Here is a 21,584-nt window from a genome sequence, read left to right as displayed (position 1 = left end):
AGAAGATGACCGACGCTAAGACGTGGGCCCGGACGAACCTGTCCGGCTACATCCCGGTGACGTTCACGCCCTACACCGACAGCGGCACGATCGACGAGGCCGCGTTGCGCAGGGACGTCGACTACACGCTGAGCCTGCCGGGCGTCGGCGGGCTCTACGTCGGCTCCGTCTGGCAGGAGTTCTGGTTGCTCACCGTGCCGGAGCGCAAGCGGCTCGCCGAGATCGTGCTGGACGCCGTGGCGGGGCGGGTGCCGGTCGCCGTCTCGGCCACGCACACCGCGCCCGACGACGCGGTCGACATCGCGACGCACGCGGCGGAGTCCGGAGCCGGTCTGATCATGCTCTGGCCGCCGTTCTTCGGGCCGCGCGGCGAGAACGGGGTGCTGGCCTTCTTCGACTACGTGCTCGGCCGGGTGCCGGCGCCGTTCGGGATCTACAACACGGCGATCACCGAGGTGGGGTACGAGATCGGGCTCCCGGTCATCCGCGAACTCGCCGACCGCCCGCAGATGGCGCTGCTGCTCAGCGGCGCGGTGCGGCTCGACGTCTTTCTGGAGACGCTGGCGGCGGTCGGCCGCGACATCATGGTGACCAGCCCGGTCGAGGAATACTTCCTGGTCGCCCGGATGATCTATCCCGAGTTGGCGCCCGACGTGGTGATGGGATCGAGCCGGGCGCTGTTCCTGCAGACGCCGCGCCAGCCCTACCTGCACGAGTTCTTCCTGGCCGTCGAGAAAGGACAGTGGCACGACGCGCAGAAGCGGCTCGGCTGGATCATGCAGGCCGGCGAGTTCGCACACGGTGCCGCGCTGCGCGAGGGCAAGACACCACTCGGGTTGATCAAAGCGCTGCGCGGCGCGTACGGGCAGTCCGGTGGCACGCCGCGGGTACCCATCCCGGCGCCCGGCTCGGACGAGGTGGGCCAGGCCGTCGCCAACCTCAGAGAGGCCGGCCTCGACCCCCTGTGAACCCTGAAACTACGATTCCTCGTACCGCGTCGGCGGGAATGGGTTGTCCTCGCTCAGCGGCCGGGTCTCCCCCTCGTCCTCCTGCCGCGCGCCGATGCCCTCGATGTCTTGGACGAGAGCCGAGTCGCCCAGGTCGCTGGGCGCCGGGTCGTCGGTCGCGGGCGGCACGTCGTCGGGGTCGTAGTCGCTGGTCCCGGCGTCGACCCGCTCCTCCTCGGTGCGGCGCGCCAGCTCGTCGTCGTCGAGCCGTTGTGGCGCGCCACCGTGGAAACGCCGGTCCCGCTGGCCCTCGGCCGCCTCGGTGGTGAAGTCCTCTTCCCTAGCCATCCATCCAGTCTTACCCCGCCCGGTGCCGGCCCGCCCGTGAACGAGGCGGTGGGGACCGAAGATCAGGCGGCCAGCGCGGCGTAGCGGCCGGCCGAGTCGACAAGCGTCTCGTGCGTACCCGATTCGAGCACCCGCCCGTGGTCGACGACCACGATCTGGTCGGCGTCGCGGATGGTCGACAGCCGGTGCGCGATCGTCACGGTCGTGCGCCCGCGGGCCAGCCGGTCGAACGCCTGCTGCACCGCCCGTTCCGTGGAGGTGTCCAGCGCGCTGGTCGCCTCGTCGAGTACCAGGATCCTAGGATCGCGCAGCAGCGTACGGGCGATCGCTATGCGCTGCTTCTCCCCGCCGGAGAACCGGTGCCCGCGCGACCCGACGGTGGTGTCGTACCCGTCCGGCAGCTCCATGATCACGTCGTGGATCTGTGCCGCCCGAGCGGCCGACTCGATCTCGGCGTCGGTGGCGGACGGAGCCGCGTACCGCAGATTCTCCCGGATCGTCGTGTGCAGCAGGTAGGTCTCCTGGCTGACCACGCCCACGATCGAGGCCAGGTCGGCCAGGCGCAGGTCGCGCACGTCGACCCCGTCGATGGTCACCCGGCCGTCGGTCGGGTCGTAGAGGCGGGCGATCAGCGAGGCGATCGTGCTCTTCCCGGACCCGGTCTCGCCGACCAGTGCCAGCGACGTACCCGTGGGCACGTCGAGCGTCACGCCCGCGACGGCCGGGGTCGGGTTGCCCGGGTAGGTGAAGCTGACGTTCTCCAGCCGCAGGTGCCCGGCCGGGCGCTCCAGAGTGACCGGCGACTCCGGGTCGTCGACCTCGACGGGCAGGTCGAGATACTCGAAGATCCGCCCGAACAGCGCGAGCGAACTGGTCAGCGTGACGCCCACGTTCAGCAGCCCCATCAGCGGCCGGAACAGGTTGGCCTGCAAGGCGGTGAACGCGACCAGCGTGCCGATGCTGAGCGCGCCGGCGGAGAACGGCAGGCCGGCGCTCAGGTAGATCAGCGCGGGGATCGCGGCGAAGATGATGCTCATCGAGGCCATCCGCCAGCGGCCGGCGAGTTCGGAGCGCAGTTCCAGGTCGATCAGCCGGCGCGACGAGGCGGTGAACCGCTCGACCAGCGCGCTGCCGGTGGACAGCGTCTTGCTGAGCTGCGCCCCGCTGACCGACAGGCCCTCTTCGATGGTGACGTTGAGGTCGGCGAGCTCGCGCTGGCGCTGCTCGGTGATGACCCGGCGCATCCGGGCGACCCGGCGGGTCAGATAGATCGCCGGCGGCAGCACGATCAGCGACACCAGCGACAGGCGCCAGGACAGGGCGACCATCGCGGCCATGGTGGCGATGGTGGTGGTGAGGTTCGAGGCGATCGACGTGGCCGTCGTGGTGACGACCGCTTCCATGCCGCCGATGTCGTTGGTGATGCGCGACTGCACCTCGCCGGTGCGCGTCCGGGTGAAGAAGCCGACCGACTGGCGGTGCAGGTGGGCGAAGACCGTCGTACGCAGGCCGTGCATGACCTTCTGCCCGACCGCGGTCGATATCCAGGTCTGCACGACGCCGAGGGCGGCGGTGGCCGCGGCAACGCCGATCATGCCGACCACCAGCCAGACCAGCAGCCTGAGGTCCTGTTGCGGCAACGCCCGGTCAATGACCGCGCGGAGCAGGAACGGCGACGCCATCGCGATGATCGACGACGCGATGATGATGAGTGTGACAACGGCGAGGGGCCAGCGGTGCGGTCCGAAGAGCCGCCCGATCCGGCGCAGCGACACCTCGCGTGCCTGGGTCTTCTCGGCCTCGCTGGCGCGACGGCCAGATTCGTGGAAAGGCAAGATCCGGTGGTCCTCCCGGGCGATATTGCTGAGGTTCCCTCAACATGAGGTTACAACCTGATCCGTTGGTACGGTATTCCCGTGGATGACGGCGAAAGCCTTTCCGAGGCCTTCTGGGGCGTGGCCCGCCGGCTGCGGCACCTCAACCGGCAGACGATGGCACCGTGGGACGTGACGCCCGGCCAGTGGCGGGCGCTCAACGCGCTGGTCGACCACGGCCCGATCCGCCTCGGCGACCTGGCCGAGAAGCTGCACATCGCGCCCCGCTCCACCACAGAGGTGGTCGACGACCTGCAGAGCCGCGGCCTGGTCGAACGCCACCCCGACCCGGCCGACCGCCGCGCCACGCTGGTGGGCCTGACCGCCGCGGGCGAGGCGGCCGCCGCGGCGATCCAGCAGGCCCGCACGGCCGAGGCGGCCCGCTTCTTCGGCGCCCTCTCTCCCGGCGACCGCGACCACCTCAGCCGGATCCTGCACGGGTTGGCCCGCGACTGACGGTAGACCGACTCAGGACGGGGCGTCGCGAAACGTCCGTCCACGCTAGAGTCCCGATCATGGAACCGCTCCCACGCCGCCTCGCTGCCATTGTCTGCTGCGCCGTGCTGACGCTCTCGTTCGCCGCTGCCTGCGGCGGCGACGACGTTCCCGCCACCCCGCCGTCAAGCGCCGACCAGGCGCCGGAACCCGAGGAGCGGTGCGGGTCCAGCCCCGACGACGGGATCACGAAGGTCGTGCTGACCACCTCGGACGGCGTCGAACTGGCCGCCGCCCGGTTCGGCAGCGGCCCGCGCGGGTTGGTCCTGGTGCACCAGTTGGGCAGCGACCTGTGCGGCTGGTTCCAGCAGGCCCGGCGCTGGGCCGGTGAGGGCTACCAGGTGATCGCGTTCGACCAGCGCTGCGACGGGTTGAGCGAGTGCGGCGGCCCGGAACCGGCGTCCGACGTTCCGGCGGCGACCGCCGAGTTGCGCCGCAACGGCGCCACGACCGTGCAGCTGGTCGGCGCCTCCCGCGGCGCCGCGATCGCCCTGGTCGCGGCCGCCCATCCCGAGACCGACGTCGACTCGGTGGTGTCGCTCTCGGCCCACGACCCACGCTTCTCGGCGTCAGCCACCGCGCCCGTCACGCCGATGGACGCGGCGCCCGAGCTCAAGATGCCGTTGCTGTTCGCCTGCGCGACCAACGACCCGTCCGCCTTCTGCGGCGACAGCGCCAAGGACTTCCTGGCCGCCGTGTCCACCAGCGACAAGAAGGTGGTCGAGCTGAAGGACAGCAGCCTGCACGGCTGGGACATGCTCGGCACCATCGAGTCCGATGTGGACACCTTCCTGGCGGCGCACGCCGGGTAGCGCCGACCGCGTTCGTCCCGGTGGCGCAACGCCACATCGGCAGCCGCCACGCGGACCCCTCGTGCCGGTCGCCGAGCTGCCGGCAGGTCGCGAACCCGCACATCCGACAAGCCGGCGCCAACCGACGGACCCGCACGTCGGCGAAGCCAGCGCCGCTCGGCGGACCAGCGCGCCGGTGAAGCCGGCGCTGCCCGGCGGACCGCGCGTCGGTGAAGCCGGCGCCGCCCGGCGGACCGCGCGTCGGTGAAGCCGGCGCTGCCCGCGGGCGTCAACGCGGCGGCGAGTGCGCCCACCGGCGACAGGCTAGCCAGGCTGCTGAAGGTCGCCGGGTTGCGGATCCGTGACCAGCGACGCCAGCAGCCGCAACCGTTCCGCGGAGGTTGAGCCGGCCGCGGCGCCGTTGAAGATGATGCGTTGACCGGGGTCGTCCGGGAGGCGCAGGCTTTCCTCGTTGAGGGTCAGGCGGCCGACCAGTGGGTGGTCCCAGTCGCGCACGGCGTGCAGGCACTCGGCCACCGGGTGGGTGGCCCAGATGCGGGCGAACTCCGGGCTGCGGATGCTCAGCTCGCCGACCAGTTCGGACAGTATGGGGTCGTGCGCGGCGTCGCTCGACGCGTTGCGGAGGTAGGCGACCGTGTTGCGGGCCTCGCGCTCCCAGTCGACGATCAGGTCGCGCATCGCCGGCTCGAGGAACATCTGGCGGGCCATGTTGGGGCGCTCGCCCGGACGCAACCCGAGCAACGCGTAGCCCAGGCGGTTGGCGCCGAGCAGGTCGGTGCGGCGGCCCACGACCAGGGCGGCCTGGTCGGTGCTGCTCCGGGCCAGCGCGAGCACCGGGTCGCGGACCGTCTCCGGGCCCGACGGGCGGCGGGGGACGGCGGCCGGGCGGGCCAGCCGTACGAGATGAAGCCGTTCGGTCTCGTCCAGACGCAGCGCGCCGGCCAGCGCGTCCAGCACCGAGTCGGACAGCTGGTGGCTCTCGCCCTGCTCGATGCGGGTGTAGTAGGTCACACTGACGCCGGCGAGCCGCGCGACCTCCTCGCGGCGCAGGCCGGGGACGCGGCGGGACGCGCCATATGTCCGGATGCCGGTCGCGGCGGGGGTCAGCGCCGCCCGGCGGGAGCGCAGGAAATCGCCGAGTTCGCTGCTCATGACGCCGGATCTTCCTCTCGTCGGTCGTGGGTACCCACCACAGGGTGTGGCCGCCGCCCTCACCGAAAGGCAACCTAATTGCGTGAGCAAATATTCGAACCGCGTCACGCTGGGCCTGGACACGTTCGGCGACGTCCTGTCCGACAACGCCGGGAAACCGGTCAGTCATCCGGAAACCCTCCGCGGGCTGGTGGAGCACGGGGTGCTGGCCGACCAGGTCGGGCTCGACTTCTTCGGCATCGGCGAGCACCACACCTCCGACATGCCGCTCTCCGCGCCCGACCTGGTGCTGGCCGCCATCGCCGCGCGGACCAGCCGGATCCGGATCGGGTCGGCGGTCACCGTGCTCAGTTCCGACGACCCCGTCCGGGTCTTCCAGCGCTATTCGACCCTGCACGGGCTCTCCGGCGGGCGCGCCGAGGTGATCCTCGGGCGCGGGTCGAGCATCGAGTCGTTCCCGCTGTTCGGCTACGACCTGGCCGACTACGAGGAGTTGTTCGAGGAGAAGGTCGACCTGTTCTCCCGCCTGCGCAAGGAGGAACCGGTCACCTGGTCCGGCCGGCTGCGCGCGCCGCTGGTCGACGCCGACGTGGTGCCGCACACGGTGGGCGGCCCGATCCCGACCTGGATCGGCGTCGGCGGCAGCCCGAAATCGGTGATCCGGGCGGCCACGTACGGCATGTCGTTGATGTTGGCGATCATCGGCGGGCCGGCCGAGCGCTTCGTGCCGTTCGCCGACCTGTTCCGCGAGGCGCAGCGCCGGCTGGACAAGCCCGGCATGCCGATCGGGGTGCACTCACCCGGGCACATCGCCGACACCGACGAAGAGGCCTACGAGCAACTGGTGCCGCACTATCTGGACGTGCTGACCCGGGTCGGCCGGCAGCGCGGTTGGCGCCCGCCGACCGCCGACCACCTCAGGCAGGAGATCGAGCACGGCGCCTGGTACGTCGGTTCGCCCGAGACCGTGGCCCCGAAGATCGTCAAAACGCTGCGCACGCTCGGCGCGGAACGGTTCGACCTCAAATACGGCCTGGCCGGCGTCCCGCACGACGCGGTGATGCGCAACATCGAGTTGTACGGCAGGAAGGTCGCCCCGCTGGTCCGCGAGATGCTCGCCGACGAAAGCTGAGGCAGCGGCCACCAGCCACCCGATCCGGGGCGGCGCGGACGCCGGTCCGTCCGGCACAATCTGCGCGTGACCACCAATTCGTCGTTCGACGAGACCGTCGTCGACGATCCGGGGGCCCGGGTTCTCTACTGGGTGCTGTTCCCGGTGCTCGGTGCCGGGCTCGGCTGGGTGGTGCGGTGGGCCGCCGGCTGGATCGCCGGCCTGCCGGTCGCACCCCTGCACGCCGTCTTCAAGGCGATCGACGAGGCACCCGACCCGCAGGCGACGCTGGTCGCGCTCGGCGTCGGGCTGCTGGTCGGCGTCGTCGTGTCGGTGCTCGCGGTCGCCGACATGCTGGTGGTGCGGGTCGGCATCGGCGAGGTCACGCTGACCCGGGGCGGGTCTACCAAACGCCGGGTCGCCCGCGGAGACGTCACCGCCGTGTTCTTCGACCGCGACCAACTCGTGCTGCTCGGCCGCGACGCGCGCGAGTTGGCCCGCGAGAAGACCGACCTGTCGAAGACCCGGGTCGAGGCGGCGTTCACCGGCAAGGGCTATCCGTGGCGGGCCGACGGCGACCCGCACCGCGACGAGTTCCGCATCTGGACCCGGCTCGACGACGACCTGCCGGGCGTCGCACACGGGCTGCTGATCGACCGGGCGGCGGCGTTGGCGGAGGGCAAGACGGCAGAGGCGGCAGAGCTTCGCGAGCACCTGCTCAAGCTGGGCATCGTCGTACGCGATGAGAAGAAGAAACAGCAATGGCGACGCGATCGGCGGGAACTCGCGTGACCCGGATCGCGATGTGGTCCGGGCCGCGCAACGTCTCGACGGCCCTGATGCGCAGCTTCGGCGCCCGCGCCGACTGCGCGGTGGTCGACGAGCCGCTCTACGCCGCCTACCTGGCCGCGACGACGCTCGACCATCCCGGCCGGGCGGACGTGCTGGCCAGCCAGCCGACGCACTGGTCGGCCGCGGTCACCGGGCTGTGCCAACCGTTGCCCGCCGGCCGGACGCTGCAGTACGAGAAGCACATGGCGCACCACCTGCTCCCCGAGGTCGGCCGCGGCTGGCTCGGGCAGGTCACCAACGCCTACCTGATCCGCGACCCGGCACACGTCGTCGCCTCCTACGCCAAGGTGCGCGGCGAACCCACCCTGGACGACCTCGGCTACCCGCAGCAGGTCGAGATCTTCCGCCGGCACGGCGGCCCGGTGCTCGACTCGGCGGCGCTGTTGCGTGACCCGGCCGGCCAGCTCCGCACGCTCTGCGCCGAGCTGGGGATCGACTTCGACGACGCGATGCTGAGCTGGCCGCCGGGGCGGCGCGACACCGACGGCGTGTGGGCGCCGCACTGGTACGCGGCGGTCGAACAGTCGACCGGTTTCGCGCCCTACCGCGACGTGCCCGCGTCGGTGCCGGCGCACCTGGCCCATCTGGTCGTCGCGGCCCAGCCCTACTACGACGAGTTGGCCGCACACCGCATCTAGAGCGGCTTGGCGTGGGTCTTCGCGTGCTCCTGGTAGAGCGCGGCGAGCTTGCCCGTGACCGGGCCCGACTGGCCCGTGCCGATCGTCCGGCCGTCGATCGTGGTGACCGCGGCCAACTCGCCCATCGTGCCGGTGCAGAAGACCTCGTCGGCGTTGTACATCTCGACCAGCGAGACGTCGCGGACGGTGACCGGGATGCCGGCGTTCGGGGCGATGTGCAGCACCGTGTCGCGGGTGATCCCTTCCGGGCACGCGACGGTACGCGGGGTGATCAGCTCACCGCCGGTGACGGCGAACAGATGGGTGGCGTTGGTCTCGGCCACGAAACCGCGCGGGTCGAGCATCAGCGCGTCGTCGGCGCCGGCCACGTTGGCCTCGATCTTCGCGAGGATCGAGTTGAGCAGGTTGGCGTGGTGGATCTTCGGGTCCAGCACGTCGGCGCCGGGGCGGCGGACACTGGCCGTGATCAGGGTGAGGCCGCCCGTGTCGTACACCGGTGGCTTGTGCTCGGCGAGGACGACGAGCGTGCAGCCGGCGGTGTTGAGCCGCGGGTCCATGCCGCTGGTGAGCTTGACGCCGCGGCTCAGGGTCAGCCTGATGTGAACGCCGTCGCGCATGTCGTTGGCGGTCAGCGTTTCGCGCACCGCACGGGTAATGTCCGAATCGGACGGAATGTCGGCGAAGGCGAGCGCTTTGGCGGACCGGCGCAGCCGTGCGAGGTGGGCGTCGAGCGCGAAAATCTTCCCGTCGTAGAGCCGCAGGCCCTCCCAGACGGCGTCGCCGCCCTGGACAACCGAGTCGAACGGCGACAATCCGGGCTCATCGCGGTGCCGGAGCACGCCGTTGACCCAATACCGGATCTCGGCGTTCCGCTCGTCGTACCTCTGCAGCATTCACCCAGCAGATCACGGCTGTCCACACGACTAGCGCCGAGGGCGGCCACAAGGGCAGAGTGTCCTGCGTGTCGCTGCCCTCCCCGCTCGCCGCCGCGCTGCGCCAGGCCCAGGCGCTGCGCGACGCCGGCGACCTGACCACGGCCCGGGCCATGCTGGCCGACGCGCTCGACGCCACCCGCCCGATGCTCGGCGACGACCACCCTGAGCTGCTCGGGGGCCAACACGCGCTGGCCACGCTGCACCGCGAGGCCGACGACCCGGCCGCGGCCCGCAGGGTGCTCGAGGACGCGATCGCGGCGGGCGAGTTGCACCTGGGCGAGGCCAACCCGCTGATGCTGGCGCTGTCGTTCGACCTCGGCACGGTCGCCGAGGAACTGGGCAACCGCCACGAGGCCCGCCGCAACTTCACCCGCGTCGCCACCTACGGCCCGGCCGCCTTCGGTGAAGATCATCACATGGTACGCACGGCAGCGGCCTACCTCTCCGCCGCCGGCGGCGAGCTCCCACCGATCCCGCCGGTCCAGTCGGCGGTCGCGCCACCGCCTCCGTCAGTGGGCGGGCAGCCCGCGTATGCGCAGCCGTTCTCCCCCGGCGGCGGCTTCGGACCGGCCGCGGGCGGCGGCCCCACGGGTCCCGGCGGTTTCCGGCAATCGCCGCACAACCCTTCACCGGCCGGCGGATTCGGGCCGTCGAGCACGCCCGGGCCGGGTCCGCACGGATTCCCGCCCCATTCGGCCGCACCGCCCGGCCCAGGTCCGGGCGATCCAGGTGGTTTCCCGCCTCAGGCGGCCACATCGCCCGGCCCAGGTCCGGGCGATCCAGGTGGTTTCCCGCCGCAGGCGGCCTCGACGAATTCCTTCATGTCGGGGACAGCCGTCCCGACGCAGGACGGTCCGCACGGGTTCGGTCCCGCGGCGAGCGTGCCGTCCGGGTCGGGGTCATTCCACGATCCGGGGCCGCACGGCTTCGGCCAGGCGTCGGCCGCGCCGTCCCCACCGGCGGCGTTCTCGCCGGATGGCGGCGACGCGGCCGGGCCGACGGCGCACGCTGCGGCGACTCGTACAACCCCCGGGTCCGGGGGATCCGTGGCCGGGCCGCCCACGACCTGGCCTCCCCCGGCCGGCGGCAACGCGCCTGACCCGCAGCCGCCGCGGTCCGCCGGACCGGTGGCCGCCGGTGGCGCGTCCGGGCCGGTGACGCACTCCCCGCGAGCGGTGCCGGTGGCCGGCGGTCCTGGCTCGGATGGGTCGGCGTTCGGCCCGGCGTCCGCACAGCAGGGTGGTCGGCCGGGCGCCGACCCCGAGGTGGCGCCCGGGGTGTTCGCCGTGGCACGCGACGGCGGGGGCCCGGCCGAGGCGGCCCGCGCCGCGGTCAACGCCCCCACCCAGGCGCTCCCGACACAGCCGCCGCGGGCACCGGCCCCACAGGACGGTTGGGCGAACCGCGACGCGGGCGGGCGTGGCGGCGGCGCGGCGCCGCAGCAGGGCGCCGGCCGGCCGACGAGCCCGAGCGGCTGGAGTCCGGCGGCCTGGGGCGAAGGTGGACAGGGCGGCAACCCCGCTGCGCCCGGCGGCCCGGCCGCCGACACCATGAGTGGCCAGGCCGGCAACGGTTGGCCGGGAGCGAACGGTCAGGCCGGAAACGGCTGGCCTCAGCCCAACGGTCAGGGTGGGAACGGGACCGGATGGGGTGGACAGTCGCCGGCCGCTCCTGATTGGGGGCAAGCCGGCGGGGCGCCACCGTGGGGGCGGGAGTTGGAGCCGGCGCGGCAGAGGTCGCCGCAAGGGTTCGGGAACCGCCACGAACCTGTCGTCTCTCCTGCGCCGGCGCTGGAGGTGGCGCCCGTATCCCTGCATGGTCCGATGGCAGCCGCCGCGGAGCGGGAGCGGACCCGTGGTCGCAGTGCGACGGTGGCCGCGTTCGTCGCCGCCGTCGCGGCCGTCGTGGCCGCGGTGCTCGTGATGTTCGTGGTGCTTCGGGACCAGAACGACGATCCCTCTCGGGTCGCGGCGGCGCCGGACATCAGCGCGGGCGCGGTGGTGCCGAGCGGGCCGGCACTCGGTGGCGACCCGCCGACCGACCTGGCCGTGCGGGAAGACGGCGACGCGCTGCTGGTGACCTGGCGTGACCCGACCGCCGGCACGGTGCCGTTCATCGTCGCCGCGGGGCAGGCGGGGACGCAGTTGCGGGCGATGGGGACGGTTGAGCCCGGTGTGACCCGGTATCTGGCGAACGGGCTGGCGACTGACTCGGACTACTGCTTCACCGTCGTAGCTGTCTACTCGACCGACCGCTATGCCACATCCGGTCAGGTGTGCACCCGCCGTACGGCTCGTTCTGGCGGCTAATCCACAATCCGGCCGAACCATCCGCAACTGCGGCGACCTGCGCGGACGCGAAGCCGGCTCGATGTTGTCCACAGGGCACCCGCGCACTGTCCACAGCCGACCACAACCGGTGCCCGCCCGCATTGACAGCCCAATATGATGGCCCCTGGCTTTCGGGGAGGAACGCCTGGGCGACCAGCGGTCGCCTACACACGGGTGGGAGGGTTAGCCGGCTGTGGCCACCACAGACAACGGCACCATGACAGGCGGCGACGGCGCCGCACCGGATCTGGGCAAGGCACTCGACGACGCGTTGGCCAAGCCGCGGCGGCGCATTCCGCGCGGCGGGCTGGTGACCGGCGGCGTCGTGATCGCCCTGGTCGCCGCGATGGGCTTCACGGTCCTCGGGCTGGGTGTGGCCGACAACGCGGTGGCCAACTACGACGCGAGTTCGTGGATGTGGAGCCGGGCCAAGAGCGAGATCGCCCGGGTCAACGGGCTGACCGGCCGGGTCGACACCCGGGTCGAGGTCAACCAGGCGCAGAACCACTCGATGCAGGTCACCCAGACCGACCGTTTCCTGATCCTGCGCGACCTGACGACGGGCCAGGTCAGCTCCCTGGACCTCGCGACGCTGCAGGTCATGGCCACCACCCGCACCACCTCCGGCCTGGGCGTGAGCATCGCCATGCGCGACGACGCCGCCTTCGTGGTCGACGCGCCGCAGGGCATCGTCCGCCAACTCGACCCGCGCTCGCTGGTGCCGATCGGCGAGCCGGTGCGCTATCCACCGGGCATCGCGGGCGGCACCTTCGACGGCACCGGGCGGCTGTGGGTGGCCGTGCCGAGCGAGGGCACGGTCTCCGCGATCACCCCGGCGCCGCTGCCCAGCGCGCCGGCCGATCCGCTGCCCACCGGAGCCGCACTGGTCGGTGTGTCCAATCCGGGCACCGGCGGCTCCGGCGGCGGGGTGGGTCCCGCGCTGGTCAAGACCGTGACGGTGGCCGACCCGAGCCACGACCTGGCGGTGACCACCCTCGACGACGGTGTGGCCGTGCTCGACCGCACCAGCGGGGCGCTGACCACCGTGCGCGGCGAGCGCGAGCACAAGGTGGTCCTCTCGTTGCCCGGCATCGGCCTGGTGCCGCCGCGCACCAACGGCGCGCAGGTGCCGGTGACCGTCGCCGACGGGCGGCACGTGCTGGTGGTCGGCGACGGCGGCCCGGTCGCCCAGTTCGTCGTGCCCGGCGAGGGCGACCAACTGCGCCCGGCGGTGGCCTGGGCGGGCCGCTTCTACTGCGCCGACGACCGCACCGGCACCGTGAGCGTGTTCGACGAGCACGGTCAGCTCGTCGACACGATCGACGTCAAGGGCGCCAACGGGCCGCTCGAGCTCGAGGTGCGCGAGAACTACCTGTTCATCAACGCGCCGAACTCGTCGACGGCCCGGGTGGTCGACGACCACGGCCAGGTCCGGGTGGTCGACAAATACGCCGATGACGTGCTGGGCGACGACCCGCCCAAGGACCCGCCGAAGCCGCCACCGGTCAAGGAGAAGGTGATCGGCAAGCCGGGCGCGCCGCGCGCGGTGACCGCGACGGCCGGCGACAAGCTGGCCCGGGTGAGCTGGCGCGCGGCCGACGACAACGGGGCCGCCATCACCAAATACGTGGTCGAGGGCGGGCCGCAGCCGGTCGAGGTCGGTGCGCGCCAGCGCTCGATCGAGATCCCGGGGCTGACCAACGGCGAGACCTACCGGTTCTCGGTGCACGCGGTCAACGGCAAGGGCGCCGGGCCGGTCAAGCGCAGCAACCCGGTGATGCCGACCGCCGACGTGCCCGACCCGCCGGCCAGCGTGACCGCCGAGGCCCGGCCCGACGGCACCGTGCGGGTCAGTTGGCCAGCCGCCAACGGCCAGGGCAACCGCATCGCGAAATACGCGGTGACCTCGTCGACCGCCGGTGCCACCGCGCCGGCCGGTGAGACCGCCAAGACCGAGCTGATCGTGCCCGCGGGCGACCTCGACTACGGCACGCAGTACGCGTTCACCGTGGTGGCGGTCAGCGACAAGGGTGCGGCGTCGACGCCGTCGGCGGCCAGCGACACCGTGGTCCCGTTCACGGTGCCGGGCAAGCCGCTCAACATCGCCGCCGTCGCTCCCGACGCCGCCGGCACCATCACGGTGAGCTGGGGTGTGCCGGCCGACAACGGGCGACCCATCACCGGGTACGCCGTGACGGTCGGCGGCAGGACCGTCCAGACCGCGGGCACGTCGCAGACGGTCACCGGGCTGCCCGCGGGCCAGCCGGCGACCGCCTCGGTGGTGGCGGTCAACGAGGCCGGCGAGGGACCGGCGGCGACCGCGACCGCCACGACGATCGACGTGCCGACGCTGACGCTCGGTGCCGCGACGGCCACGAGCACCGCGATCTCGGTGCCGATGACGGTCAACACGCGTGGCAGCGCGACGCAGTGCCAGGTCAGTCTGAGCGGCAACGGCCGCACGGTGGCCAGCGGGTGGACCACCTGCGGCACCATCACGATGGCCGCCTGGCGGGCCGGCACGGCCTACACCTACACGGTGGAGGCGCGTAACAACGCCGGCACGGTCAACGGTGGCGCGGCCCGCGGCGTCAACACGGCGGCGGTCAACGGCACGGTCGCCTGCAACGACAGCGGCGGCACCTACTGCGACGACGGCATCGGCGTCTACACCGGCACCCGCCAGGTGCTCGCCGAGGCGCTCGGCGACACGCCCAACGGCACCGGCTACGGTGCCTGGTGCAAGAAGGCCGGCAGCAACATCAAGGCCGTGCAATACAACAACAACAAGGCCAGCACGTGGTGGGTGCAGATCACCTTCAAGAACAAGGTCGGCTACATCCCGTTCGCGTGGCTCAACCTCAACAACGGCGACAACATCAACGGCCTGCCGACGTGCGTGTGAGGATCCGGTGACGCAACCACAGCACGAGCCGCTGCCGGCCGGGCACATCCAGGGCTTCGCGGCCCTGGCCGGGCGGCTGGCCGAGTCGGTCGGCGCGGTCGTGCTCGGCAAGGACGAGGTCGTGCGGCTGACGCTGACCGCGTTGTTCGCACAGGGCCACGTGCTGCTCGAAGACGTGCCCGGCGTCGGCAAGACCACGCTGGCCCGGGCGCTGGCGGCGAGCGTCCACGGCCAGTGGCGGCGCATCCAGTTCACGCCCGACCTGCTGCCCTCCGACGTCTCCGGCGTCACCATCTTCAACCAGGCCACCCGCGGGTTCGAGTTCCACCCGGGTCCGGTGTTCGCCAACATCGTCATCGCCGACGAGATCAACCGGGCGTCGCCGAAGACGCAGTCGGCGCTGCTCGAGGTGATGGAGGAGCGCACCGTCACCGTCGACGGTGTGCGGCACGGCGTCCCACGCCCGTTCCTGGTCGTGGCGACCCAGAACCCGGTCGAGATGGACGGCACCTACCGGCTGCCGGAGGCACAGCTCGACCGGTTCCTGATGAAGCTCTCGGTGGGCTATCCCGACGAAGCGGTCGAGATCGAGGTGCTGCGCGGCGCCAACCTGCGCTCCCCCGACGCGATCGAGCCGGTCACCGACACGGCCACGGTCGGCGAGATGGTCCGGATGGCGCAGCAGGTGCACGTCGCCGACCCGCTCTACGCCTACGCGGTGCGGCTGGCCGCGACCACCCGCGCGCACCCGCAGGTCCGGGTCGGCGTGAGCCCGCGCGGTGTGATCGCGCTGACCCGCGCCGCGTGCGCCTACGCGCTGATCCACGGCCGCGGCTACGTCCTGCCCGAAGACCTCAAGGCCCTCCTCGGCCCGGTCTTCGCCCACCGCATCCTGCTCACGCCCGACGCCCAACTCCGCGGCACGACGGCCGACGAGGTCCTGGCCGAGGCGATCCGGGCCGTGCCGGTCCCGCTGCCCGGCGGCGGCCCCACGTCCGCCGCCGGGTCCGCTCAGGCGCGGCCGCGGGCGACCTCGGGGCGGGTCGCCCCGGTCGGGTCCGCGCAACCGACCGCGGCGAGCTACGGCACACCGGCACAGGCCAACGGCGTCGCCCACGCGGCACCGACCGCCAACGGCGGGCTGCGGCCGCTGCCCGGGAGCTGATCCGTGCGGCCCACCGCCCGGGGTGTCGGGCTGGCCGTCGCCGGCGCCGCGTTGGCGGCCTCCGGCTGGCGCTTCGGCTACCCCGAGCTGGCCGCGCTCGGCGGCGCCGCCCTGGTCTCGGTCGTCTTCGCCGTGCTACACGCCGCCTGGCGGCCGCGGCTCGACGTGTCGCGCCGGGTCGAGCCCGACCGGGTCGGTCGCGGCGAGCCCGCCGGCGTCACGCTGACCGTGCGCAACGGCGCCCGGCTGCGCGCCGCCAACCTCGTCGCCCACGACCGCTGCGGCGCCGCCGCGGTGCCCGTCCCCGTGCTGCGACTGCGGCCGGGCAGCGACACCACGGTGGACTATCCCGTGCCGACCAGCCGCCGCGGCGTCGTGCGGGTCGGTCCGCTGCGGGTCTCCCGCCGCGACCCGCTCGGCCTGGTCACCGCCGCCCGGTCACACGGCGGCACCGGCACCGTCTGGGTCCACCCGCGGATCCACCCGCTCGCCGCCGTGCCGGCGGGCGCGATGCGCAGCCTCGACGGCCGGGTCGACAGCGTCCCGCACGGCACGATCACGTTCGACTCGTTGCGCGAATACGTCGTCGGCGACGAGTTGCGCCGGGTGCACTGGCGCACCAGCGCCCGGATCGGCGAGTTGATGGTCCGCGAGCAGCTCGACACCAGTCTCCCGAAGCTGGTCGTCCTGCTCGACAACCGCGCCTCCGCCCACCCCGACCGGGCGGGCGGGGAGGCACCGAGCTTCGAGGCCGCCTGCGAAGCCGCCGCGTCCATCGTCACCGCGGCGGCCCGCGAAGACGTCGACGTCACGCTGCTGCTGGTGGCCGGCGAGACGGCGCCCGCGCCGCACCCGCTCGACCGGCTGGCCGAGGCGGACCTGGTCGCCGGCGACCTCAAGGCGGCCACCGACCGGCTCCGCCAGCAGCGCGCCGGCGACACCGTGATCTTCCTGACCGGGGCCGGCGGACGGAGCGACCTCGGGCTGATCGGGTCACTGCGGGGGCCCTACGCCGCGCTGGTCGTGGCCGTCTTCGGCGAGGGCGGCACCCCGTCCGCGGCCGAGGGCATGGTCGTGCTCGACGCCACCGACGGCGAGTCGTTCGCCGCCGCCTGGGACACGGTGCGCGGATGGTGAGGTTCGCGCGGGCCGCCGTACCCCCGCTTGCCCTGATCGTCATGATCACCGCCGCGGCGCTGGCGCTCGACCGCGTCTACGCCGGGTCCGTCCTGGTGCCGCTGGTCGCCGGCGCGGGCGGGGCGGCGGTGTTGATCTCCGTCGCCGCCCGCCGGTCGCCGTCGTGGCTGGTCGCGCCGGTGTCCGTGCTCGGCCTGGCCGGCTACACCCTCGGCGCGCTCTGGTGGTCGGCCGACCGCGCCGGGCTGCCGGGGCCGCTGCGCGACCTCGCCGTCGAGGCCGGCCGCAACGGCATCCCGCGCCTGCTCACCGCCATGATCCCGGTCGAGCCGACGCCCGACACCGTGATCGTGCCGGTGGTCGCCGCCTGGCTGGCCGGGCTCGCCGGTGCCGAACTCGGCCTGCGCTGGGGACGACTGCTCATCGGGTACGCCCCACCCGTGCTCCTCTTCGCCGGCGCCCTCTACGTCGTCGGCCCCAACGCGACCACCGCCCTCGGCCCGGTGCTGATGGTCGTCGTCGCCGCGGCCCTCGGTCTCGCCGTCACCGGCCGCCCGCCGGCACCCACCGCCGCCCTCCCCCGCCCGGCCCGGGTGGCGCTGCAGGTCCGGGCCGTGCTGGCCGCCCTCGCCGCGATCGCCCTGGTCGCCGCCACCGCTCCCCTGGTCACCGGCCGGGTCGAGACGACGCCGGTCGACCCGCGGCAGTACGTGCAGCCGCCGCAGGTCGACAGCCTCGACGAGAACCCGCTGATCCGCATCTCCGGCTGGGCGCTCAACCCCGACCAGTTGCTGTTCGACATCCGCAGCGACCGCGACGAGCCGGTCCGGATCCGGCTGGCGGTGCTCAGCGACTACGACGGGATCACCTGGCGGGTCGGCGCCGTCTACCGGGGCGCCGGCCGGGTGCTCCCCGCCCCGGCCACGCTGCCGGCCAACCCGGTCGCGCCGGTGACACAGCGGATCGAGATCGGCGACCTGTCCGGCCGCCTGCTGCCCGCGGTGCCGACACCGTCGCGCGTGGACGGTGTCCGGGTCGCCTACGACCCGTCGACCGGCACGATGATCGAGCCCGACGGGTTGCGATCCGGCCAGTCCTACACCGTCTCCTCGGAGGCCGAGCAGCCCGACCTCAACCTGCTGACCGCGGCCGACGTGCCGTTCGGCGACGGGGTCGCCAGGATGCTGCGGCTCGGCCCCGGCGCACCCGACCAGATGCGCGAGTTGGCCGACCGGCTGGCCAACGACGCGGGCGGCGGCGCCTACCAGCGCGCGCTGGCCATCGAGGACTACCTGGCGACGCACTACCGGATGGTCGCCGACGCGCCCAGCGGGCACGCCTACCCCAACCTGGCGTTCTTCCTGTTCGGCCCGGCCAACGGCGGCGGGCGGCGGGGCACGTCGGAGCAGTTCGCGGCCGCGTACGCCGTGCTCGCCCGGATGATGGGCCTGCCGACCCGGATCGTGGTGGGCTTCCGGAGCGCGACCGGCACCGGCCCGGTCCGCGGCGCCGACGCGCAGGCCTGGCCGGAGATCTACTTCAACGAGGTCGGCTGGGTGGCGTTCGACCCCCTGCCCAAGCCCGACACCACTCCGGAGACGCCGGAGACCGAGCCGCCGAAGCCCGAGCCGCCGACGCAACCGCCGTCCGAAGCGCCGCTGCCCACGGTCGAGCCCACCGTCTCACCGACCGCGGCGCCGCTCGTGGCGGCCGCGCCCGGTGATTCGGGCGTGGCGACCGCCTACACGATCGGTGGCGGCGGCCTGTTGCTGCTCGTGGTCGCGCTGGTGTGTGCGCTCATCCTGATGCGCCGCAGGCTCAGCCGGCGCCGGCTCGCGACCGGCACCCCCGGCGACCGGGTGGCCGGCGCCTGGCTGGAAGTGCGCGACGCGCTCCGGCTGGCCGGCACCCCCGCACCCGCCCACCTGTCGGCGACCGAACTCGCGGCCCACGCCGCGGCCGCCGCCGCGGGCCGGTCCACGCCGACCGACCTCGCCGCCGCGACCCGTTCCGCCACGCCGGCCGACGCCGCCGCAGGCCGGTCCACCCCGCCGACCGACGCCGCCGGGGGCGGCTCCTCAGGCCGGTCCACCCAGCCGACCGATCTCGCCGCGGCCGAGTCCACTGCCGCAGGCGCCGTCGACCGGCCGGCGGCGAAGCAGCCGGCGGCCCCGCGCCCCGCCGTCGAAGCGGCACCCGTGGTGTCGACGCCCGAACTCGTCACCCTGGTCGACCTGGTCAACCGTGACGCCTTCGCGCCCGAGCAGGTCGGCGACGCCGAGGCCACGCGGGCCGGCGCGGCGGCTCGCGCCTACCACGCGCGGCTCCGGGCGGCCCAGTCCCGCTGGCGCCGCCTGCTCTGGCCCCTCCATCCGGGCCCGCTGCGCTGGGAACGCGCCAACCGCGCCAACCGCGCCAACCGCGACGCACGCGCCGACCCCGACGACCGCGACCGATCCCGCTGACCCGGAAGGCACAGGGGTTGGGCGGCGGGCGAGCCACCCCTGCGGGTAGCTTGGCCAACGAAGCGCCGGCTCGCGCCGCGCGCGCTGGCGGCCCGCACGACCCGCAAGGAGACAGCATGCCCGCGCCGACGAACGGTCTGTTCGATCCGAAACGCACCGCGCTGCTGGTGATGGACTACCAGAACGGGATCGTCGGCCGGCTGCCGGAGCCCGACGCACTGATCGGGCGGGTCCGCGACGCGATCGCCGACGTGCGCGCGCACGAGGGCACCATCGGCTACGTACGGGTCGCGTTCACCGACGACGACTACGCCACGGTGCCGGCCACCAACGTCACGTTCGCCGCCGCGGCCGAGAACCGGGCGATGGGCGACGACGACCCGAGCACCGCGATCGTCGAGCCGCTGGCGCCGGAGCAGGGCGACATCGTGGTCCGCAAGGTGCGCATCGGCGCCATGTCGACCACCGACCTCGACCAGCGGCTGCGGGCCCGCGGCATCAACACCGTGGTGCTCACCGGCGTCAGCACCAGCGGCGTGGTGCTGTCCACGGTGATCGACGCGGCCGACCGCGACTACCGGGTCTACGTACTCTCCGATTGCGTCGCCGACTTTGATCCTGACCTGCACGACCTGTTGCTCGACAAGGTCTTCGGTCGGCGCGCCACGGTGATCGACAGCGCCGAACTGCACAACATGCTGGCGAAGGGCTAGGCCGGCACCGGGTTGCGCAACCCGGGGTGATCGGCTGGCAGGGCCCGGCGGACCACCCACCAGCTCACCGCGACGCAGGCCGCGACCAGCGGCCAGGTCAGCGCGACCCGGGTCGCGGTCAGCGCGAGCACCTTGTCGGCCGCGTAGAGCGGCAGGAACACCGCGACCCGCACGACATACTGCAGGACCCAGACCACACTGCCCCAGCCGTACGCGCGGACAAGCGCCGGATCGCGGCGCCACCGGGTCTTCTGGCCGAGCGCGAGCCCGACGACCACGCCGAGCAGCGGCCAGCGGATCGCGATGCTGACCAGCCAGGCCAGCGCGCTGGCCGCGTTGGACACCAGTTGCAGCAGGAAGAAGTCGGCGGCGTGGCCGGTGCGCAGCACGACCAGCGCGGCCAGGCAGACACCGAACAGGCTGATGACCACGGCCATCGGCCGGTGTCCCCGGGAGAACCGCCAGATCGCGACGGCGGCGCCGACGGCCAGCGCGGCGATCACACCGGCCAGGTTGGAGCGACCGGAGAGCGCCCAGCCGAGCCCGAACGCCAGCGGCGGCAGCGACGCCTCGATCGCACCGCGACGGCCGCCGAGCAGGTCATTGAGCGACTCCTGGGTCATCGCGGTGAGGCTACCCTAACCAGGGATGAGAAACAGCACGCGACCGATGGCCGCGTAACCGGTAGGTTCTTCAGACGTGACCCACCGTTGGGGAATGACGGTCCCGTTCACCGGGATCCCGTTGGCCGACCACGGTCGGCTTTACGCCTTGTTGCATGATGCCGGTTTCACCGACCTGTGGACGTCGGAGGTCGCCGGCACCGACGCCTTCACTCCGCTGACGATCGGCGCGATCGCCACACCGCGGATGCGCCTCGGCACCGCCGTCGCACCGGTCTTCACCCGCGGCCCCGGCCTGCTGGCGATGACCGCGGCCGCGCTGGCCGAGACCGCGCCCGACCGTTTCGTGCTCGGCATCGGCGCCTCGTCCCCGGTCGTCGTCGGCGACTGGAACGCGGTCCCGTTCACCGAGCCGTTCAAGCGCAGCCGCGACATGCTCCGCTTCCTGCGGTCGGCACTGGCCGGCGAGACGGTCGACCGCGAGTTCGACACGTTCGCGGTCCGCCGCTTCCGCCTCGAACGCCCGCCCGCTTCGCCTCCGCCGATCCTGCTGGCGGCGCTGCGCCCGGCGATGCTGCGGCTGGCCGCCGCCGAGGCCGACGGCACGATCCTCAACTGGCTGGCCGCCACCGACGTGCCGAAGGCGCTCGACGCGCTCGGCGACCGCCCGGCCGGTTTCGACATCGCGGCCCGCATCTTCGTCTGCCCGACCGACGACGCCGACCACGCCCGCGCCCTCGGCCGCCGGATGATCACGAGCTACCTGACCGTCCCGGCGTACGCCGAGTTCCACCGCTGGCTGGGCAACGCCGACCTGCTGGACCCGGTCTGGTCGGCCTGGGCGGCCGGCGACCGCAGGGGCGCCCTGGCCGCCGTGCCCGACGAACTCGTCGACCGGCTGGTCATCCACGGCACACCGCACCAGTGCAAAGAGCAGATCATGGCGTACGTCGAGGCCGGCGTCACGACGCCCATGATGGCCCCGCTGCCCACCCCCGAACTGACGGCCGGCGGCGTGGATGCGCTGATCGCCCTGATCGGCGAGCTGGCCGCACCATCCAGTGTGGAGAGAGGCTGACCGA

17 protein-coding genes and 1 pseudogene are annotated in these 21,584 nt (G+C 73.1%); 13 read left to right on the top strand and 5 right to left on the bottom strand.

Features of this window, described 5'->3' with window-relative positions:
* The first annotated feature begins 5 nt into the window (after window positions 1–5).
* The gene (locus AB0J74_RS01940) at window positions 6–968 is read left to right on the top strand and encodes a dihydrodipicolinate synthase family protein (protein ID WP_363443259.1); all 963 of its coding nucleotides are present in this window, start codon (window positions 6–8) and stop codon (window positions 966–968) included.
* Window positions 969–977: 9 nt separating this feature from the next.
* Here the strand turns inward: AB0J74_RS01940 and AB0J74_RS01935 are convergent, their stop codons facing one another.
* Complete coding sequence (locus tag AB0J74_RS01935) at window positions 978–1,295, bottom strand: hypothetical protein (protein WP_363443257.1); 318 nt, start codon at window positions 1,293–1,295, stop codon at window positions 978–980.
* Between the two features lie 62 nt (window positions 1,296–1,357).
* Window positions 1,358–3,130, bottom strand: a complete 1,773-nt coding sequence (locus tag AB0J74_RS01930) for an ABC transporter ATP-binding protein (protein WP_363443255.1) — start codon at window positions 3,128–3,130, stop codon at window positions 1,358–1,360.
* An 81-nt stretch (window positions 3,131–3,211) separates the two neighbouring features.
* Here AB0J74_RS01930 and AB0J74_RS01925 point away from each other — a divergent pair, with 81 nt between their 5' ends.
* Both AB0J74_RS01925 and AB0J74_RS01920 read left to right on the top strand, forming a co-directional pair.
* Entirely contained in the window at window positions 3,212–3,625 is a 414-nt protein-coding gene (locus AB0J74_RS01925) for a MarR family winged helix-turn-helix transcriptional regulator (RefSeq protein WP_363443253.1), read from the top strand.
* A 59-nt stretch (window positions 3,626–3,684) separates the two neighbouring features.
* On the top strand, window positions 3,685–4,476 hold the full coding sequence (locus AB0J74_RS01920) for an alpha/beta hydrolase (protein WP_363443251.1): 792 nt from the start codon (window positions 3,685–3,687) through the stop codon (window positions 4,474–4,476).
* 303 nt (window positions 4,477–4,779) lie between these two features.
* On the opposite strand, the gene AB0J74_RS01915 is transcribed toward AB0J74_RS01920, so the two are convergent.
* Entirely contained in the window at window positions 4,780–5,628 is an 849-nt protein-coding gene (locus AB0J74_RS01915) for a helix-turn-helix transcriptional regulator (RefSeq protein WP_363443249.1), read from the bottom strand.
* An 82-nt stretch (window positions 5,629–5,710) separates the two neighbouring features.
* Between AB0J74_RS01915 and AB0J74_RS01910 the strand changes: the two genes are divergently transcribed.
* The 3 genes from AB0J74_RS01910 (at window position 5,711) to AB0J74_RS01900 (ending at window position 8,229) form a co-directional block, all read left to right on the top strand.
* The gene (locus AB0J74_RS01910; protein WP_363443247.1) at window positions 5,711–6,760 is read left to right on the top strand and encodes an LLM class flavin-dependent oxidoreductase; all 1,050 of its coding nucleotides are present in this window, start codon (window positions 5,711–5,713) and stop codon (window positions 6,758–6,760) included.
* A 66-nt stretch (window positions 6,761–6,826) separates the two neighbouring features.
* Complete coding sequence (locus tag AB0J74_RS01905) at window positions 6,827–7,531, top strand: hypothetical protein (protein WP_363443245.1); 705 nt, start codon at window positions 6,827–6,829, stop codon at window positions 7,529–7,531.
* Complete coding sequence (locus AB0J74_RS01900; protein ID WP_363443243.1) at window positions 7,501–8,229, top strand: HAD family hydrolase; 729 nt, start codon at window positions 7,501–7,503, stop codon at window positions 8,227–8,229. Before AB0J74_RS01905 ends, AB0J74_RS01900 begins: the two co-directional genes overlap by 31 nt.
* On the opposite strand, the gene AB0J74_RS01895 is transcribed toward AB0J74_RS01900, so the two are convergent.
* Window positions 8,226–9,122: an aminotransferase class IV gene (locus AB0J74_RS01895; RefSeq protein ID WP_363443241.1), complete on the bottom strand. Its 897-nt coding sequence runs from the start codon at window positions 9,120–9,122 to the stop codon at window positions 8,226–8,228. The two genes, AB0J74_RS01900 and AB0J74_RS01895, sit on opposite strands and share 4 nt — an antisense overlap.
* Window positions 9,123–9,190: 68 nt before the next feature.
* On the opposite strand from AB0J74_RS01895, the gene AB0J74_RS01890 reads away from it, so the two are divergent.
* From AB0J74_RS01890 to AB0J74_RS01865, 6 genes and pseudogenes are all read left to right on the top strand, one after another.
* Window positions 9,191–11,473: a tetratricopeptide repeat protein gene (locus AB0J74_RS01890; protein WP_363443239.1), complete on the top strand. Its 2,283-nt coding sequence runs from the start codon at window positions 9,191–9,193 to the stop codon at window positions 11,471–11,473.
* Window positions 11,474–11,711: 238 nt separating this feature from the next.
* On the top strand, window positions 11,712–14,399 hold the full coding sequence (locus AB0J74_RS01885) for a fibronectin type III domain-containing protein (protein ID WP_363444040.1): 2,688 nt from the start codon (window positions 11,712–11,714) through the stop codon (window positions 14,397–14,399).
* A 31-nt stretch (window positions 14,400–14,430) separates the two neighbouring features.
* Window positions 14,431–15,384 (top strand): annotated as a pseudogene (locus AB0J74_RS01880) (MoxR family ATPase); the annotation flags it as partial.
* 183 nt (window positions 15,385–15,567) lie between these two features.
* Window positions 15,568–16,701 carry a DUF58 domain-containing protein gene (locus AB0J74_RS01875; protein ID WP_363443237.1) on the top strand — a complete coding sequence of 378 codons (1,134 nt, stop codon included), beginning with the start codon at window positions 15,568–15,570 and terminating at the stop codon, window positions 16,699–16,701.
* Window positions 16,695–19,166 carry a transglutaminaseTgpA domain-containing protein gene (locus AB0J74_RS01870; RefSeq protein WP_363443235.1) on the top strand — a complete coding sequence of 824 codons (2,472 nt, stop codon included), beginning with the start codon at window positions 16,695–16,697 and terminating at the stop codon, window positions 19,164–19,166. Before AB0J74_RS01875 ends, AB0J74_RS01870 begins: the two co-directional genes overlap by 7 nt.
* Window positions 19,167–19,282: 116 nt before the next feature.
* Window positions 19,283–19,879, top strand: coding sequence for a cysteine hydrolase (locus AB0J74_RS01865; RefSeq protein WP_363443233.1), 597 nt, complete (start codon window positions 19,283–19,285; stop codon window positions 19,877–19,879).
* On the opposite strand, the gene AB0J74_RS01860 is transcribed toward AB0J74_RS01865, so the two are convergent.
* On the bottom strand, window positions 19,876–20,502 hold the full coding sequence (locus AB0J74_RS01860; protein WP_363443231.1) for a DUF3159 domain-containing protein: 627 nt from the start codon (window positions 20,500–20,502) through the stop codon (window positions 19,876–19,878). The genes AB0J74_RS01865 and AB0J74_RS01860 overlap by 4 nt on opposite strands.
* Window positions 20,503–20,596: 94 nt before the next feature.
* Here AB0J74_RS01860 and AB0J74_RS01855 point away from each other — a divergent pair, with 94 nt between their 5' ends.
* The gene (locus tag AB0J74_RS01855; protein ID WP_363443229.1) at window positions 20,597–21,580 is read left to right on the top strand and encodes an LLM class F420-dependent oxidoreductase; all 984 of its coding nucleotides are present in this window, start codon (window positions 20,597–20,599) and stop codon (window positions 21,578–21,580) included.
* Window positions 21,581–21,584: the final 4 nt, after the last annotated feature.

This window comes from Asanoa sp. NPDC049573 (assembly GCF_040676615.1).
Classification (GTDB): domain Bacteria; phylum Actinomycetota; class Actinomycetes; order Mycobacteriales; family Micromonosporaceae; genus Asanoa.
This window is presented reverse-complemented; position numbering and strand designations above follow the sequence as displayed.